Here is a 17483-nt window from a genome sequence, read left to right on the forward strand (position 1 = left end):
TCGCTCCGTTTCGTCGGGGTACTCCCCCTAGCCTGCCACCGCGGGCTCTTCTCCGCAGGGCATCTGTGGAGAAGAAGTTATCCCCATTTGCCGCACACTCTTCGAACATACGTTCGATTATGCGAAAATAGTGGCATGGAAACGCTCACCGAGAGGCTCCGCAACGCCGCTGGCGACGTGGCGTTGCTCGGCGACGCGGCCGCCGATTTCGCCGCGCTCTCGAACGCGGAACTGCTCGCGGCGCAGGGCAAAATCACGGTGCTGCGGGCCTGCGCTGACAGGTTTGCGGCCCTGGCGGCGGGAGAGATCGCGCGCCGCTCGCATCATGACCTGGGGGAAGCCGGGCTTGCACGGGCAGGTGGGTATTCGTCGACGGAACAGATGATCCAATCCATCACCGGGGTCTCCCGGCAAGACGCGGTGAAGCTGATCGGCGTGGGCACCCTGATCGCGCAGTCCGAGGCCGCTGCCGACGAGTGGTCGCTTCCTGCTTTGCTTGCCGCAGCGCTCGAATCGGCGTCGATCTCCCTGGATGCGGTCGAGGCGATTCGACGTGGACTCGGCGACATCAATCCGGCCGTCGGCGCCGAGCAGATCGCGCTGGCCTGCGCGCGATTGATCGAGACCTCGTCAGGCAAGACCCCCGAACAGATCTACCGCAATGCGCGTTCTGAGCGGGATGCCCTCGATGAGGACGGCATTGCGAGGCGCGAAATGGAGCGCCGCGACCTGAGATCGGTGCGGGCGTGGTGGGATGCCGCGGGAATGTACTGCGGCACCTGGCGCTTGCCGGCCGAGGAGGGCGTGATTCTCGCCAGCGCGTTCGACGATCTCCTCTCGCCGAGACGCGGCGGTCCACGGTTCGTGACCGAGGAAGGCGCGGCCCGGTCGACCGGCGTCTTTGCCGACGAGCGCACCACCGAACAGGTCGCCGCCGACGCGCTAGTCGACATGGTCAGGGTCGCGGTGGATGCCGACCCGGGCACGCTCTTCGGCAGGCGCCGGCCCGCGGTACGGGTGATCGTCACCGAAACGCAACTCCGGCAACGGGCCGGCCACGGCCACATCGAAGGCCACCCGGACCCGGTCTCATTCGCCACGATCGAACGGCATCTCTGCGACACCGGGGCGATCTCCATCGGATTCGACGACGACGGCCAATGCGTGAACGTCGGACGCGACAAGAGGCTCTTCACCGAACGGCAACGCACCGGCATGGCCGTCCGAGACGGTGGATGCCTGGCTGAAGGATGCGATCGACCGCCCTCCCACTGCGAAGCTCACCACATCGACCAATGGGCACGTGACGGCGGCAAGACGAACATCGCAGACGGGACAAATTGTTAATACGCCCTTACGCGAGATTCTTGCTCTTCACTGCTCTTCACTGCTCTTCACTGCTCGTCATTCACGCATCGTCCAAGTGTCAACACCAACCGGTATGTACACTGAGGCAACTTGATGGAGAGGGCGTTCCGTGAACGGCGACGAAGAACTTGGTTTAGACAAGACCTGCTTCATAGTTTCCCCGATCGGCTCAAAGCTCGATCCGGTCGGCAGTCCGGGCAGAAATCGGTACGAAGAATCTATATTCATGTGGGAAAACGTGTTCGAGCCTGCATGTATTGCCTTCGGCCTCACACCAGTTCGAGCAGACAAGATCTCGAGCGCTGGTGAAATACCAGAACAAATTTTTACCTATCTACGAGATGCCGATGTGGTCATCGCCGACGTGAGCCACGCAAACCCGAATGTCATGTACGAGTTGGGCCTGCGACACACGCGCCCCGGAATCACATTGCAGGTCGGCGAGTACAATTTGCTTCCATTCGACGTGACAACTATCCGCACGATCCAATTCAATCGCACCGAATCGGGATTGATTGGCGCCAGGGATGACTTAGTTGACGCCTTGCGTGATGGGTTGAAAGGCGGCGGGTCTCCGCTCCGCGTCACCACAATTTGGGGTGAATCGCCGTCGGCGTCGGCACGGGTCGCTGCGGATTCTGAAGCATCTATAAGCCCCGAAGATGACTGGCAGGATGACTCGCAACCCGGATCAATGGATATTCTCGCGGACGGTGAAACTGCGATCGAGCACATCAGCGAAGTGATGACTGAGGCGACAGCTCTAACTAGCCAAGTTGGCGAAATCATGACTGAGCACACGGTGCTTGTGAGTGAGTCAGACGCTCGACAGGGCGGCTTCGCGGGTCGGCTTCGCGTAGCTCGAAGTCTTAGTAACGCACTCAGCGAGCCAGCAGCGGAGCTGGAGAGCGCGTCAAACGCGTACTACGAGGACGCTCGGTCGCTCGACGCAATGGTCGACTACGTCGTCACTCGGATTCTGACCGATGAGGAACTGACAGGAGAAGAGAAGGAAGGCCTAGTCGACTTCGCTCGAACCGTCCTCCGGCTGGTTGATGCCGCCGACGCGGGCGCGGTAGGCACGGCTCGTTTCCGAGAGACTGTGCGCGGACTCAGGAGTTTCTCAAAGGATCTGCGGCCGGTTGTCCAAGTTCTCGATCGAGCAACCTCTCGATTCCTGGAGGGTCTAGCAATGATGAGTGCCTGGCGAGACCGTCTCACTCAGGCCAGCGCGTGAGCGCTCCGAAGGTGCGCTCCTTTACTTGAATAAGCAACATAACTCGGGAGCCCGGCAGGGCGACCGAGGGCAAGGTTTCGGGCATCCGTAGGATGCTCGAAACCGCGGCAGCCGTTTTTGCATTTCTGAATGACAACGGTGAAGTTATGCCGTATAACTGAGTCATACGCAAGGAATGCGAAAACACTCAGGAAAGTTAGAGGGACCCCGAGATCGGGGTTTGAACGGCGTAAGGCCTGCGCCCCCGTTCAGAACATTCAACGGTTAGAGGCCTTCCCGGTAAGTACTCCGGGTACTGGCGCACCGTTCAGTCTCTAACCGGATCGACGTCTGTGTCAGTGGTCCACTGTCGGCGTCAACCTCAGGCCTTCCATGCGTCCCTCGTCATTCCCATCGACCATCGCCTCACTGTCGCGCGCAGATGCCGGATGGCAATTTACCCTCTACCCCGATGCTCGGGAAGGCGGCGGGTCGTTCCAACCCTCCGTTCGGCGCGTGCCTACGTATGTGTCACGTGGCTACGCGCTCGATCCCGAGCGCTCAGCGTCCGAGGCAGGGCGACGCGCGCGAGCGAAGCTGCGCCGGTATTGCACCGCCAATCGGCTGAACCGACTGGGGACCCTCACCTTTGCCGGGGACGGTTGTCACGATCCTGCCGAGTTGCGCGCCTACCTGAGCGACTTCTTCCGCTCGCTCCGTCTTGCGTTGGGCGGCGCTGCGTTCCCGTACGTGTGGGTTCCGGAATGGCACCCGAAGGGCCATGGGCTGCACGTCCACTTCGCTGTCGGGCGGTTCATCCGCCGCTCCCTCATCGCAGAGGCGTGGGGGCACGGGTTCGTGCACATCAAGTTGCTCGGCGACTTGCCGGTCGGGTCCACGAACCTCTCCGAAGCGCGGCGCGCGGCAGGGTACTTGTCGAAGTACGTAGCGAAGTCGTTCGCGGAGCCGAGCGCGCGCGTTCTTGGCCTGCACCGGTACGACGTCGCTCAAGGGTTCCTTCCGCTCCCTGTGGCGCTCTCGGGCCGGTCGGCGGCAGATGTGCTGGCACAAGCATCCGATGCCTTGGGCAGCGTCCCGTCGGTTGAGTGGTCGTCCTCGTCGGTAGAGGACTGGCAGGGTCCACCCGCCATTTGGGCACAGTGGGGTGCCTGATGGCTGTTGATCGGGTGGCGTTGCGCGCATGGCTTGAGGCCTCGTGCGTGGCGCAGGGCGTCCCGGTGGTGGTGGCCGATCCGGGATTGCTAGCCCAAGTTGGGGTGCTCTTGAGGGGGCGGGGTGCTGCGGGGATGCCCCCGCAGGGGGCGGATCGCAGCACCCGTCCCTCATAGCCGCCAGCTGGGAACGATTCGGTTGGGATCTACTTCGCGTCGACCTCCGCCGGTTCCGGGGCTGATGGTCGCGAAGTCCAAGACGGCGGCGACTATTGCCGCCTGCCGGGTCAGGTTCAAGGAGTCCCACGACGTGCGAAGTTCGCCTCCGTGTCCGGCGATTCCGTCCAAGGTGTTCGTGCCGGTGATCTGGCTCAGTTGCCGCTCGATGGTGTAGAGCTTGGCGTCGAGGATATCGCGTGCTTCTTTCCAATCGGCGGACGAGATCTCCTTCCGTGCCCACATTCCGGACAGCTCGAGCTTCTGCGCCTGGTCGGCTTGCAGTTCCTCCACCAACACCGAATGGCGTTCGTCAACGGCCGCGCGTCCCGCAAGAGCATCCGCGATCTCCGGACTGTCGAGCCGCATCAGCACAGCTTCGGCGATCCACTCCTCGACTGGGGCGGCGACGATAGTCAGCCGTCCACAGCCGCCACCGTGGTCGGGTCCGGACATGCAGACATAGCGGCGGGTGTCGCGTCGCGCGGAACTGTAGAGCTTGTTCCCGCATTTGGAGCAGCGCAGCATTCCCGAGAGCAGGTAGCGACGTGGCGCGCGGCGGTTGGATTGTGCCTTCCGCGCGAACGCCGCGACAAGTTGTTTGTGTTGCGCCGGCGTAATGATCGCCGGCCACACTGCCGTCGCGACGATGACGCCATTGTGGGCACGAAGACCCGCTATCCGAGGATTCGTGAGGGTTTGACGCAGCGCTGTCGTCCGCCATGGCAAGCCCGCGACTGACGAGATCCCGTTGTCCTGCAGCCATGCTGTCAGTGACCCCAGTGACTCCCCGGCTAAATAGCGGGACGCGAGTTCACGAATGGCCACCGCTTCGGACTCGACCATGGTGAGTTGGTTCTTTTCGTAGCCGAATGGTCGAAGGTTGCCCCCGTTCGGCCTTCCAGCCTCTGCGATCTCCTGCGCTTTCCGCTTGAGCCGATCCGACTTTATGTCGGACTCGAGCGCCGCGAATGTGCCTAAGAGCCGCGCCATAGCGATACCTTCGCTGCTGGCAAGTCGTACTTCACCGCTTACGACTCCAAAGTCTTTGACCTTGGCCTGAGCCATCACATCGGCGAATTCCTCAAGCTCACGCGGCTGTCTCGTCAATCGATCCAACTTGTAGACGATCACGGCATCCCGTTGGCCCGCCGAAATGTCCTCGAGCATTCGCCGATATTCGGGCCGCTTCTTGCCGCGGTAGGCCGAAGCGTCATTGTCGACGTACTCCTCGGCAACAATCCAACCGTTATCAGCCGCATACTTTCGAGCATCGATGAGCTGCCGCTCAACACCCAATGCCTGTCCAGAGATGTCCTTGGAAATACGCGCATAGATAGCAGCTCGGATGGGTAGTTTCATGGGGTCACATTAGCAACTAGACCCAGACGGCATCCTTCTCTGCCGCCGACATCACCTCTGGATGCACAAAAGTGGGTACCAAGTCATCCGGGCGGGCGGTAACTACTACCTCAGACCGCCAGCGGCCAAAGACCCCGAGCAAACGTTGGTGCCCTTGCGCAGCCGCAACCCACTCATGAAGACGGTCAGGGCGAGCTAGTGTTGCCCCACGCCCGTACAGGTCAGGAACGCTTTGCGGCAGGGCCGAGGGTGCTCCGCGCCGGGCATCCGGGGTCAGCGACGCGATGGGCCGGCCAGGCGACGGCCAGCGGCGCGATGACCAGCGGCGCGAGGGCTAGCGGCGCGAGGGCTAGCGGCCCGGTGCCCCGCACCCCGCTGACCAGCGACGCGATATTCGGTAATGGGATGGCGAAGGACGATAACTCCTGCGCTAGGCGTGCGCGCGGACGGCGACGTCGCCGATCGTGAGTTCAGCATCGCCCTCGAGGATCTCGCCTATTCGATGCGCCTCCGGCTCGAGCTGGGCGAGCTGCCGGGCCCGCAGCGGCGAGAACGATTCGACCGTCACAACGATGCGACGTCCCGCGCGACGCTGGTGCCACACTCCGGCGACGACCCCATCGACGAGCAGTACAGGCAACACCCCGGCCTGGCCACGCCCGAGCGCACGCTCGGAGGCGCGCCCGGGATAGACCAGCGATCTCGGCTGGGAACCGACGACATACGGATCGAAGTAGGGCAAGAGCCGCACGCCGCGCGCGGGCGGGTCCACCGGCTCAGCGTCGCCGGCGTTGAGCCAGACCTCCGTTCCCTCAAGGCTCACCGGCTCGAGGCGGGCGCCCTCGAATACGTCGGAGGCCCACGCGAGAGGAGCGGCGAGCCATTGGGCGAAGTCCCGCGGGGACGCCGGACCGTAGGCGTGGAGGTACCGGCGCAGCAGCTCGACCTCCGGCTCGGGCCCGGTCTCGTCGATCAACGACGAGACCGGGGCCCGAGTGAAGGTCGTCTTGGGCCCGCGGTTGGGACCAAAGACGAGCACACCCGTGTACGACGCGGCCGCAATCGCCTGTCGCCAGCGCGGGGCCATGCCACCGAACATCGGCACCACCGGGTCGGCCGCCCACGGGCCGGTGCGCCTGACCACCTCGGAATCGAGTTCATCGAGGGTCAGGCACGCGCTGTCGAGAACGGGCCCGACCGGGACCTCGAGAGTGGGCGCGCCTCGGTCGAGCGCGTCGGCGATCGCCCGAATCACCTCGGCGCTTTGCGCCGCGGACAGCCTCGCGCTCTCGGGGAGGCCGCTGCGGGCGGGAATGGCGGAGAGGGCGCCGTTCCAGATCGCGAGATCCGCCGCGGGGAGCCAGTGCACGGTACCTCGCGGCCCGTAGGTCTTCACGAGCGACCGGTCAGTCCAGAGGGCGCGCCGCACGTCGGTACGAGTGATAACGGGCATCCTCACACCGAGCTGCAACTCGGCGGCGGAGGCGATCTGGGCGTGCACGCCGCAGATCGCGGCGGCCGCCGCCGGGATCGCCGCAGGCGCGGACGCGGCGACGGGCACAGTGAGGAAATGGCGCGACATGCGCCGGCTCACGGCCTGACGCCATGTCCACCTCATGCGATCAGGCTAGCCGCGACTGCCGACGGGGCGGTTCCGAGGCCTGGGGAATCGCGGCGAATGGCCGATTCGGCCGTGCCCACCGCCGGGCAGGCTACCCGACAATCACGACAGGTGCGCGACCAGTGCGGCGAAGCTCGGCGAGGCGAGAGTGACAAAGGCCGCGATGTTGAGAAGCACGGTCCCCCAAAAGGCGAGCTGGAAGCTCGCCTTGCGCGTCTTGTGCCGCAGCCTCTGCTGGGCGAATATCGACCCCGGCCAACCCCCGAGGAGGCCAAGCACGAGAAGGGTGCTCTCGGACGTTCGCCACCGCCCGGCCGTCGCCGCGGCCTTGTCTGAGGCGTAGGTGAAGAAGGCGAGCACGCTCATCACGAGGTAGACCGCAATCGGCCAGTAGGGCAGTGCCCACGCAACGCTCACGAACACGTAGAGCGCGATGAAGGCGAGGATGGCGAGGTAGCTCACCGGACTCTGATTCGCCGGCCCGGGGATGCGGCGCGGCACTGCGGTGCGCGGCACTGCGGTGTGCAGCACGGCCATCCGGCCCGTAGCGGCGCGATTGGAGGACTTGGGTACCGGCAGCGCGACCGATTTCACGCCTGTGGCCTTCTCGCGTCCTCCCTGGCCGGCAGACCTCTCAAAGGTCAGCAACTCGCCGGTGAACGGCCGGGCGTCACGGTGCCCGAACGCGGAGATGTGCACGAAAACGGTGCTGCCGCCGCCGGAGGGGGTGATGAACCCGAAGCCGCGCTCATCGTTCCAGGTGGTGAGAGTGCCTTCGAGGCGCCCGACGACGGGTTCTCGCGGGACGGCCATGAGTCGATCGTAACGGCAGCACCCGGCGGCCGCGATCCGACCGCGCGGGCGCCGAAAACGGGTGGCCCGACTAGACCGTCGCCCCGCTCATCGCCTCGGCCGTGAGTTCCACCGAACGCAGGCGGTCCGCCACGTCTCGGGACTGGTGCGCGAGAATCAGCTCGTCGGCGTTGGTGGAGGCGGCGAAGTCCTCGAGCCAGACGCGAATCTCGGCGGGCGTACCCACGGCGGTGTAGCGCATCATGTTCGCGATGTTGCGTCCCTCTGGTGTGGTGAGGAACGCGTCGATCTGGTCGTCGGAGTAGTCGGGCGCCGACGGCCCCCGAGCGATCATGCTGCGTACCCGAGAGCGGCGGGTCGTCTCGAACTGGTGGGCGGCATCCGCCCCGTCCTCGGCGGCGATCACGTTGGCCGCCACGATCAGGTGCGGCTCGGCGAGTTGGTGCGACGGCTGGAAGTCGCGCCGGTAGGTCGCGATTGCCTCGTGCAACGCATCCGGCGCAAAGTGCGAGGCGAACGCGTACGGCAGCCCGAGGGCTGCGGCGAGCTGGGCGCCGAAGAGGGAGGATCCGAGGATGTAGAGGGGCACGTTGGTGCCCGCCCCGGGGACAGCCTGCACGCCGGGGATGATCGACTCGCCGCGAAGATAGGCCTGAAGCTCGAGCACGTCCTGCGGAAACTGGTCGGAGGCGCGAGGGTCGCGTCGCATCGCGCGGGCGGTGGTCTGGTCGCTGCCGGGAGCCCGGCCGAGGCCGAGGTCGATGCGGTCTGGGAACAGCTCGGCGAGGGTGCCGAACTGCTCCGCGATGGTCAGCGGCGAGTGGTTCGGCAGCATGACGCCGCCCGAGCCGAGGCGGATCGTCGACGTGTGGGCGGCGATGTAGCCCACCAGCACGCTCGTGGCCGACGACGCGATCGTGGGCATGTTGTGGTGCTCGGCGTACCAGACTCGCGCGTAGCCGTGCCGTTCGGCGGTCTGTGCGAGTGCGACGCTCGCGGCGAAGCTCTCCCGAACCGTGTGCCCCGGCGCGATCGGTGCGAGGTCGAGAATGGAAAGCGGGATGGACATGGACCGAGCCTTTCTGTCGTGCGCCGCCGAGGCGCACCCCTCATGCCAACCGCGTCGACGCCCCAATCGTTCCCGATTCCGTCGACGTCGCCCGCGCGGCCACTCGATCGGCGATGAAGGCCGCGTCCCGGCCGACTCCGCCGATGAGCCCCGAGGTGAGCGCGTACTGGAACGGCATCCCCACGAAGTAGAGGCCGGGAACGTCGTCGACCACTCCGCGGCTGGTGACTGGCAGCCCATCCTCGTTCATCGGCAGGTCGGGCAGCCAGCGAACGTCCGGACGGTAGCCGGTGGCCCAGATGACGGTGGCCGCGGACTCCGGCGACCAGACCGGCCCGGCCTCACCGGCGACGGGATGGCCGCCCTGAACCCCGGTGATGCGGGGCAGGCGCGTGATGCCCGCGGCATCCAGCTGGCGCATCGAGACGCTGATGAGCGGCGCACCCCGTTTGCCGAACCCCGCGGCGACCCGGCGGCCGGGCGGAGTGTCCACGGTGAGCAGGTTGCTCACGAGCCACCAGTAGGCCGCCCCGGCGTAGTGGAACACCGCGTCCGGGATGTGCACCGTCGGCCGACCGGCGATGGTCACCCGGTGGGTGGTCGCGAGCTCGAGCGCGATCTGCGCCCCGGAGGTGCCAGCGCCGACGACGAGCACGTCTCCAGCCGGCAGGTGCGACGGGTTGCGGTACTCCGACGAGTGCAGCTGCCGGATGCCCGGGTCGAGCTCGAGGGAGAGGTCGGGAACGCGCGGCAACCGGTTGGGTCCGCCGGCGACCACTACCTGCCGGGCGGTCATCGGCCCCGCCGTGGTCGCGAGGACGAAGCCGTCGTCGCTGCGGCTGAGAGCGGTCACGGTGACTCCGGAGCGGGTGGGCAGGGCAAACGCGTTCGCGTAGGCCTGCAGGTAGTCGGCGAACTCGTCTTTGCTGGCAGTGGAGTTGCGGCCCACCGGGTTGGCCATTCCGGGCAGCCCGCTGAATCTGCCCGGAGTGAAGAGCCGCAACGAGTCCCAGTGCCGGCGCCAGCCGTCCCCGATTCGTTGCTCGCTGTCGAGGATCACGAACGCCCTGCCGAGCCGGGCGAGGTGGTATCCCGTGGCGAGGCCGGCCTGGCCGCCGCCGACCACGATGGTGTCGATGTGTTCCATGGCTGCTCCTTGAGTTCTCACTAGAATAGCGTTCTACTGACTGGAACGCTATACTAATTTTCGTGACCACCGAGGCCGTCCCGACCCTGCGCGAGGCCCAGGCCGCCGTCACCCGGCGGCAGGTGGTCGACGCGGCGAGCACGCTCTTTCTGGCCAACGGCTACGTGGGGACCTCGATCGGCGCGGTCGCGCGACTCGCCGGAGTCTCGGTGCAGACGATCTACAACTCCGTGGGCAACAAGGCCGCGCTGCTCTCGGCGATGCTGGATTCGGCGGCGTCCGGGCCGGCGGCCCCGACCCCGGTTGCCGAGTTCATGCGGGAGCGTTCGCGCGCCGCCGTGGACGCCGCGGGGGTGATCGACGTGCTCGCGGACTGGTTCGTGGAGGTGCACGGGCGAACAGCGAGCGTCTGGGCGGTGATTCACCAGGCCGCGGCCGTGGACGGGGAGGCGGCCGCCATGGAACGGGCGCGCAATGAGCAGCGGCTGCGCAACTACCGACTCGCCGCCGCCGAGCTGCGATCGCGCGGATGCCTTGCCGGACTCACGGACGACGAGGGAGCCGCTGCGATCTGGGCCATCGGCAACCCGGAGGCCTACCAGGTGCTGGTCGGCGGGGCAGGCTGGACGGTCGCGGCCTACCGCGACTGGCTGCGCAAGGCACTCGGGGGCGCGCTCGGGATCGCCTGACTGGGACGCGGTGGCAGGGCCACGACAGTGGCCGTCGCGGCCATCGGTCGCGACTATCGTTTCCGCAGCCGCCCGATGCCCGGGAGGAACCGGCCGACGCGCGCCGCGTAGTGGGCGAATTCCGCGTGTTCGGCGAGGAGCATCCGCTCTTCCCACCGCGTCTTTGACGACAGCAGCACCACCAACAGAACCCACACGACGATGTGCCAGACGGAGGCGCCGAGCAACACCAGGCCCACACCGCCGGCCATGAGCCCGGTGTAGATCGGATTGCGCACCACTGCGTAGACGCCGCCGGTGACGAGCGGCGCATTCTCCTTCGGAATCGGACTCGCCGTGAGCGCCGGGCCGAGTCCGACGAGACCCAGGACAGCGAGCAGCATGCCGGCAGTGACGACCACAACCGCGACCGCGACGACAACGCCATCGACCGGCCAGATCGTGCCGTGCGGAACGAAGACCAGCGCGGCGAGCAGCACGAACTGCGCACCCACCAAACCGAACGCCAGCGCACGCCTCATGGGTCGAGGCTACGCCCTGGCGCGCAGTGTTCTATAAGGTGCGGCCAAGCCGAATTCGCTACGCTGTGTTCTCGACGGCGGTCGTCGAAGGCGCCGCCCGGCGCGGTTCGAGCGGCTCGAAGAGGGTGATGCGAATGCGCAAGGGGATCACGCTCCTCGTCGTGCTCGCGGGCATCCTCGCGGCGGCGGTGGCCGGAACCGCCGCCTTCGCGCCGGCGATCTTCGCCAGGATCTGGAGCACGGCATCCGCTCCGGTCTGTCCCTCGGCCGCCGCGATCACCGTGCGGAACATCTCCGTGCCGTCCGGTCCGGTGGCCGGCTACTGCCAGGACCGGCTCGTGAACGCGGCACAGGTGATCGCGGCCGCGCGTTCGCTCGGCATCGGGCGGCACACCCAGGCCATCGGGGTGATGACCGCGATGGGCGAGTCCGGACTGCGCGTTCTCGACCACGGCGATGCTGCCGGCGTCGACAGCCGCGGCCTGTTCCAGCAACGCGACAACGGCGCCTGGGGCACGCTGGCCGACAGGATGGACCCGTACGTCTCGGCTCTCAACTTCTTCAAGAAGCTCGTGAGAATCCCCGGCTGGAAGAACATGACGCCGGGTCAGGCGGCCCACGCCGTGCAGGTGAACGACGATCCGCATCACTACGACCGCTATTGGGAGCGTGCGCAGTTCATTGTGGAGGCCCTGGGTTCGTAGTAGCGTCTGTCGGTCGTGCCGGGCTCGCTGGCGTCGCCTCGAGCGCGTGGCGGGCGAGGAGGGTGGCTCCGGCGACGGCCGCCGGCATGATCACCACGGCGGCGAATGGGACGAGGAACAACAGGTAGGTGGGGATGCCGAAGCCGAGGGCAGTGGCCCGATTCGCCCCGAGCGCCCGGCGCCGCTTCCGCAGGCGCTGTCCGCGCGCCTCGAAGGCGAAGCCGGTGAGTTCGAGGGCCAGGATCCAGCCGCCCAGAACGGCCCCGAGCACGGGGACCACGGTCTGGCCCACCACCGGGATGAAGCCGCAGGCGAAAAGCAGCACGCCCACGGCGACGGTGAGGCCGAACAGGCGGATGCCGCTGCCGATGCCGCGCGCGACCGCACGCCAGGCCGGCTCACCAGGGTCCGCGGGCTCCTCCCCCAGCGTCCGCTCCGTCGCGCGCCAGATCTTCTCGTAGAAGGGGTCGCCCACCGCGAGGGTCACCGCGGCGAAGGTGAAGACCGCCGCGAATGCCAGGCCGCCCACGAGCGCCGCCGCCGCGACGACCCGAGTGGCCGTGCGCCACAGCTCGCTCCCCTGCGCGGCGAAGGGAACCGCCCAGGAGGCGATCGACTCGAGGTTCACCAGGACGAGCACGAACGCGGCGGTGTAGACGACGCCGACGATGAACGCCGGGATCGCACCGAGCAGCATGAGTCGCGGCGAGGTCAGCCAGAGACGGAGTCCAGAGCCGAGGTAGCCCACCCCGGTGCCGAATCGTCGCGCGACGCCCATGATCCGGTGGCTCGCTAGAGCAGAACCGACAGCAGCATCACCACGGCGAGCCCGACGACGGAGATGATCGTCTCCATCACCGACCAGGTCTTGAGGGTCTGTCCGACGGTGAGACCGAAGTACTCCTTCACCAGCCAGAATCCCGCGTCGTTCACGTGAGAGAAGATGAGTGACCCGGCGCCGATCGCCAGCACGAGCAGCGCGAGATGCGCGGGCGAGAGGCCGGCCGCGAGCGGCGCGACGATCCCCGCCGCGGTGACGGTCGCGACGGTCGCGGAGCCGGTGGCGAGGCGGATGAGCGCCGCGACGATCCAGCCCAGCACGAGCACAGACACGCTGGTGGCGATCGCGATCTTGGCGATCGCGGTGCCGGTGCCTCCGTCCACGAGCATCTGCTTGAAGCCGCCGCCGGCGCCCACGATGAAGATCACCCCGACGATGGGAAGCAGGCTCTGGCCGATCTTGGTGCTCAGCGTCGGGGCGCTGAATCCCACGCTCGTGCCGAAGGTGACCATCGCGAGCAGCACGGCGAAGAGCAGCGCGAACACCGGGTCGCCCACGAAGTCGAGGAACGGGCGGATGCCGGAGCCGGCCGGCAGCCAGATGTCCGCGGCGGCCTTGACGAGCATGAGCACGAGCGGCGACAGCAGGGTGACGAGGGTGAGGGCGAAGGAGGGCGTGCGCGTGGCATCCGAATCCTGGGCCCGCCCCGGCTTGCCGTCTGCGCTCCTCGATCCGCCGGTGACGGCGAGGGCCGCGCCTGCCGCGCCGATCGGCACCCAGCGCGCGGCGAGTCGGCCGAACAGCGGCCCGGCGACGATCACGGCCGGGATGGCGACGAGCAGGCCGAGGGCGAGCGTGATTCCGACGTTGGCGTGCAGGATTCCGATCGCGGCGAGGGGGCCGGGATGCGGCGGGATGAAGCCGTGCAGCACGCTCAGCCCGGCCAGTGCCGGGATGCCGAGGCGCATCGCGGGTCCCTTGACGCGGTGCACGGCGAGCATCACGATCGGGATGAGCAGCACGAGACCGATCTCGAAGAACATCGGGATGCCGATGATCGACGCGATGAGCGCCATCTTCCAGGGCAGGGTGGCCGGCTTTCCTCGCAGCAGGGTGTCGACGACGCGGTCGGCTCCCCCGGAATCGGCGAGCAGTTTGCCGAGCATGGCGCCGAGGGCGATGAGCACGCCGACATAGCCGAGCACCCCTCCGACGCCCGTCTCGAACGAGAGGGTGATCTTATCGAGCGCGATGCCGGAGGCGATCCCCACGAAGAGCGCCCCGATGGTGAGGGCCAGGAAGGCATGGAACTTCGCCACCACGATGAGCAGAACGACGATCGCGATGCCGATCGCGGCCACCACGAGAACCTGGGTGTCGTGTGCCGTCCAGGGTTGGTCCGCCGGATTCACCGCCGCCGCGAGGTGTCTACTGGCGACTGCTGCACTTTGGATGATGCTCACGGTGAATCCCCTGGTGGTCGTGGTCTCGCTGCGGGGGCCATGCTCGACCCCTGCCCGACGTTAGACACTACGCCTCATTTGAGGCGTGTCATCCCGCAGTGGCGACCGGGGCATCCGCGCTGTAGGAGGCCGTGACCAGAATCGGAAGATGGTCGGACGTGCCGCGCGGGAGGGTGGTGACGTTGTCGATCGTGAGCCCGATCGATGTCGCGAGGTCGAAGTGCCCGCGGAAGAACTTGTAGCGCGTGTAGGTGCGCCGATCGCTGAGGGTGAGGTCATAGCCGGACTCGAGCATCCGCTCGTTGAGGTGATTCTTGAAGATCGGGTAGTTGTAGTCGCCCACCATGAGGGTGGGAAGGTTGGGTCCGAGCACGCGCAACTGCTCGTGGGCGGCGGCGATCTGGTGCCGGCGCAGCGAGTTGAGCGCGGTCAGCGGTGCGGCGTGGAAGGAGGCGACCACGAGCTCCCGCTTGGCTGCCCTGTCGACGAGCCGGGTGGCGATGAGCCGCTCGTGCGCGGGCCGAAGCAGGCGGTCGTGCAGTGACTTCTTCAGCTCGAAGGCCTGGGTCTTCACCGCGCTGAAGCGGTCCTCCCGATAGTAGAGTGCGAGGCCGAGACGGTTCCGAAGGGTCGAATCGGCGAGGTGAAGCACGCCGAGATCCGGCGGGAGCGCCGAGGTGTCCGCCTCCTGGAGGCACAACACGTCCGGCTCGAAGTCGGCGGCGAGAGCAGCCAGTTCTGTGCTCGCGCGGTTCTTGCGGAGGTTGTAGCTGATGACCTGCACTCGTGACCTGCCCCGGGGATCGATGTTGCGACATTCAAGCCTAAGGTCAGTCGGCGTGCAGCGCCGACTCGCAGGGGAAACGCTCAGAGCCGACCGGTGAACGCGCGGAACTGCAGCGACGCCTGCAACTCGTCAAGCCTGGCCGACTGGAGGCGCTCGATCGCCCGCGCCTGGCGGATGTCGTGCAGCCGGCCCGAGAATTGGCTGAGCGCCGAGGAGGTCGGGAGGGGAACCGGCATCGACGCCAGGCTCTTGGCGGTGATCGACGCCAGGGATCGGAGGGCTGCCCTTCCCGGAACGCTGTTGAGGTAGGCGGCAAGGAAGTCCCCCGCGTGCGCCACGGCGGGCCGAATCCGGAGCAGCGGGACGCCGTAGGACGCCATTTCGCCGCGAAACACCGCCGCCTTCGCGATCGTCGCGGAGTTGCCGGTGCGGCAGAACAGGACGTCGCCGTTTCGCACCAGTCGGCTCTCGTCGGGCGAATCCGGGCCGCGCGAGTCGACGCCGCGCGCGTCCGGGCTGGCCTCGGAGAGGTCGGCCAGATCGATTTCGCCGTCGACAATGTTCGATCCCCGGATGAACGGCAGGGCAACCTCGCCACCTTGCTTCACCGGGGAGCCCGGGGTCGCCGACTCGATCAGGTTCTGAAGCCGACCCACGCGCTCGGCGGATTCCAGCAGATCCAGGAGAGTCGCGTCGACCAGTTCGTCGAGGAGGGCGATGGCGCTACGCCTCTCGTGCCGAAGCTGGTCGGACTGGTCCAGAATGTCGGCCATGCGGCGTTGGTCGGGCAGCGATGGAACCGGAATCGACGACTCCCGCACCTGAAGATCGGAGACGACCGGCGTCGCGCCACCGGTGGCGAGCCGCGTCATCTCGGCCACGAACGAGGGCGTCTGCACCCAGTGGAACAGGTAGCGGTCATCGATGAGTTCGGGCCTCGGCCGAAGGACGGAGAACGCGCTCGACGCCGTCGCGCCCTCGAGCGGCGGAGAGACGGACGCCACACAATTGAGTCCCGGCCGCACGGTCGAGACGAGCACGTCACCGCGCCTCAGGCGTTGCCGGGCGCGGGCCGGTGCCGCCGAAACGAGAATCCGGTTCGGGAACGCGACGACCTTGCTGACCGCATCCACGGATCCGAGGTCGATGTACAGGAACTCCAGCGAACCGGGGTCAGGTGCCGATGGCTCGACGACGTCGGTGACGTCGGAGAGCCGCATCGCGATGTTCATTGCCAGGTGCCCGGCTGGGGCGCGACCGTCGGGAGTTCGCTCAGCGATCGGGCCAGGGCGGCCGCGGCCTGCTGGATCTGCAGTTCGAGCCGAGCGATGTCGATGAGGATGTCGTTGGGCGAGCGGTGCACGACACGCTCGGCAGGCACCACCCGGTAGCGGTTGAAGGTGAGGTCGTAGTCGTGCTCGGCGATCTCTTCGCGCGGCACGAGAAATGACTGGGCCGTGCGTGGGCGTTCGTCCTCTGAGACTTCGGGCGATCCCTGTGCCTCGGACGAAAGAGCCCGCCAACGGGACAGCACGTCTGGCAGGTCGTTCGATTCGCTCGGCTGGCCATTCTCGTCGGGGGTGAAACCGTCGGCCCGCACGTCGTAGAACCAGACGTTCGTGGTGACGGAGCCCCGGCGAACGAGGAGGATCGACACAGACTGGCTGGCCGCCGACGGGGAACTCGGCCGCACGGCACCGGCAGGGAGGCGCACGACGGCCTCCAGCAAGTGCTCGTCGACGAGCGTGCGCCTCAGGTCTCTGTGCGCCTTCGTCGTACCGAAGAGCACGGCGTCCGGAACGATGATCGCCGCGCGCCCACCGTCGCTCAACAGGCGCAGGCTGTGGGCGACGAAGAGAAGGTCGGTCTTCCTGGTCTTGACCACGGAGAGCAGTTGCTTCGCCGCGACGAGGTCGCGGGTTCCGCCGGTCGGCGGGTTCGCGAAGACGAGCGAATACCGGCCGGCACCGCCCTCCTCGGCGAGCGAGTCGCGGTGCAGGATCTCGGGGTTCTGCACCCCGTGCAGTCGGAGGTTCATCCGCGCGATGCTGCACAGTGCGGCGTCGGAGTCGACGCCGGTGAAGGCGGCATTGTTGAAGTGGTCGCGCAGGTCGGAGTCGAGCCAGGCCGTGGGGTGGTGATCGCGCAGATAGTCGGCCGCGGCCACGAGGAAGCCCGCGGTGCCGACCGCCGGGTCGATGACGGTGTCCGTGGGCGTCGGGGCGGTCATCTCCACCATGAGGGAGACGATGTGCCGGGGCGTCGGGGCCGTGGGCGATGCCCCGGACGTGCCGAGCTTGCCGAGCAGGTACTCGTAGACGCGCTCCTGGGTCGCGCGGTCGCGCATCGGTGCGCTGTCGAGAAGACCCACGACCTCGGAGCGAAGTTCCGCGTTGCGGAACGCCGAGGTGACGCTGGCGCGATCGTCGAGCAGGCTGGTGATCTGTTCGATCGCCTCGAGCGGATCCACGGCCCCGGCCTGTTCGAAGGCGTGCAGCACCCCATCCACGTGGGCGGTGAGTTCCGCTGCGAACAATTGCGGTTTCCTTCGGGG

At 67.1% G+C, this 17483-nt stretch carries 16 protein-coding genes; 5 read left to right on the forward strand and 11 right to left on the reverse strand.

Features of this window, described 5'->3' with window-relative positions:
• The first annotated feature begins 135 nt into the window (after positions 1–135).
• From FVP33_RS03205 to FVP33_RS03215, 3 genes are all read left to right on the forward strand, one after another.
• Positions 136–1347 carry a DUF222 domain-containing protein gene (locus FVP33_RS03205; RefSeq protein WP_147782193.1) on the forward strand — a complete coding sequence of 404 codons (1212 nt, stop codon included), beginning with the start codon at positions 136–138 and terminating at the stop codon, positions 1345–1347.
• 130 nt (positions 1348–1477) lie between these two features.
• Positions 1478–2605 (forward strand): hypothetical protein, encoded by a 1128-nt coding sequence (locus FVP33_RS03210; protein WP_147782194.1) that lies wholly within the window; start codon positions 1478–1480, stop codon positions 2603–2605.
• A 495-nt stretch (positions 2606–3100) separates the two neighbouring features.
• Positions 3101–3757, forward strand: coding sequence for a rolling circle replication-associated protein (locus tag FVP33_RS03215; protein WP_246142153.1), 657 nt, complete (start codon positions 3101–3103; stop codon positions 3755–3757).
• Between the two features lie 170 nt (positions 3758–3927).
• On the opposite strand, the gene FVP33_RS03220 is transcribed toward FVP33_RS03215, so the two are convergent.
• From FVP33_RS03220 to FVP33_RS03240, 5 genes are all read right to left on the reverse strand, one after another.
• Positions 3928–5334, reverse strand: coding sequence for a recombinase family protein (locus FVP33_RS03220; RefSeq protein WP_147782196.1), 1407 nt, complete (start codon positions 5332–5334; stop codon positions 3928–3930).
• A gap of 430 nt (positions 5335–5764) precedes the next feature.
• Positions 5765–6952 carry a winged helix DNA-binding domain-containing protein gene (locus FVP33_RS03225; protein WP_147782197.1) on the reverse strand — a complete coding sequence of 396 codons (1188 nt, stop codon included), beginning with the start codon at positions 6950–6952 and terminating at the stop codon, positions 5765–5767.
• Positions 6953–7057: 105 nt separating this feature from the next.
• Positions 7058–7768, reverse strand: coding sequence for a DUF1294 domain-containing protein (locus FVP33_RS03230; protein WP_147782198.1), 711 nt, complete (start codon positions 7766–7768; stop codon positions 7058–7060).
• 70 nt (positions 7769–7838) lie between these two features.
• A complete protein-coding gene (locus FVP33_RS03235) occupies positions 7839–8837 on the reverse strand; it encodes an LLM class flavin-dependent oxidoreductase (protein WP_147782199.1) in 999 nt (332 codons plus the stop codon).
• A gap of 40 nt (positions 8838–8877) precedes the next feature.
• Positions 8878–9984 carry a flavin-containing monooxygenase gene (locus FVP33_RS03240; RefSeq protein ID WP_147782200.1) on the reverse strand — a complete coding sequence of 369 codons (1107 nt, stop codon included), beginning with the start codon at positions 9982–9984 and terminating at the stop codon, positions 8878–8880.
• A gap of 62 nt (positions 9985–10046) precedes the next feature.
• Here FVP33_RS03240 and FVP33_RS03245 point away from each other — a divergent pair, with 62 nt between their 5' ends.
• Positions 10047–10673, forward strand: coding sequence for a TetR/AcrR family transcriptional regulator (locus FVP33_RS03245; protein WP_246142154.1), 627 nt, complete (start codon positions 10047–10049; stop codon positions 10671–10673).
• A gap of 53 nt (positions 10674–10726) precedes the next feature.
• Here FVP33_RS03245 and FVP33_RS03250 read toward each other — a convergent pair whose 3' ends face one another.
• Complete coding sequence (locus tag FVP33_RS03250; RefSeq protein ID WP_147782202.1) at positions 10727–11194, reverse strand: methyltransferase family protein; 468 nt, start codon at positions 11192–11194, stop codon at positions 10727–10729.
• A 65-nt stretch (positions 11195–11259) separates the two neighbouring features.
• Here FVP33_RS03250 and FVP33_RS03255 point away from each other — a divergent pair, with 65 nt between their 5' ends.
• Complete coding sequence (locus FVP33_RS03255) at positions 11260–11898, forward strand: hypothetical protein (RefSeq protein ID WP_147782203.1); 639 nt, start codon at positions 11260–11262, stop codon at positions 11896–11898.
• Here the strand turns inward: FVP33_RS03255 and FVP33_RS03260 are convergent.
• The 5 genes from FVP33_RS03260 to FVP33_RS03280 all read right to left on the reverse strand — a co-directional run bounded on the left by FVP33_RS03260 (position 11873) and on the right by FVP33_RS03280 (position 17465).
• On the reverse strand, positions 11873–12676 hold the full coding sequence (locus FVP33_RS03260) for an EI24 domain-containing protein (RefSeq protein WP_147782204.1): 804 nt from the start codon (positions 12674–12676) through the stop codon (positions 11873–11875). The genes FVP33_RS03255 and FVP33_RS03260 overlap by 26 nt on opposite strands.
• Before the next feature lie 14 nt (positions 12677–12690).
• Positions 12691–14133, reverse strand: coding sequence for a GntT/GntP/DsdX family permease (locus FVP33_RS03265; protein ID WP_425460933.1), 1443 nt, complete (start codon positions 14131–14133; stop codon positions 12691–12693).
• Positions 14134–14230: 97 nt separating this feature from the next.
• Positions 14231–14926, reverse strand: coding sequence for an endonuclease/exonuclease/phosphatase family protein (locus tag FVP33_RS03270; RefSeq protein WP_147782205.1), 696 nt, complete (start codon positions 14924–14926; stop codon positions 14231–14233).
• 83 nt (positions 14927–15009) lie between these two features.
• Positions 15010–16161 carry a restriction endonuclease subunit S gene (locus FVP33_RS03275; RefSeq protein WP_147782206.1) on the reverse strand — a complete coding sequence of 384 codons (1152 nt, stop codon included), beginning with the start codon at positions 16159–16161 and terminating at the stop codon, positions 15010–15012.
• Positions 16158–17465 (reverse strand): HsdM family class I SAM-dependent methyltransferase, encoded by a 1308-nt coding sequence (locus FVP33_RS03280; RefSeq protein ID WP_147782207.1) that lies wholly within the window; start codon positions 17463–17465, stop codon positions 16158–16160. The genes FVP33_RS03275 and FVP33_RS03280 overlap by 4 nt, the downstream gene beginning before the upstream one ends.
• Positions 17466–17483 lie beyond the last annotated feature (18 nt).

It is taken from the genome of Lacisediminihabitans profunda, assembly GCF_008040105.1.
GTDB lineage: Bacteria > Actinomycetota > Actinomycetes > Actinomycetales > Microbacteriaceae > Lacisediminihabitans > Lacisediminihabitans profunda.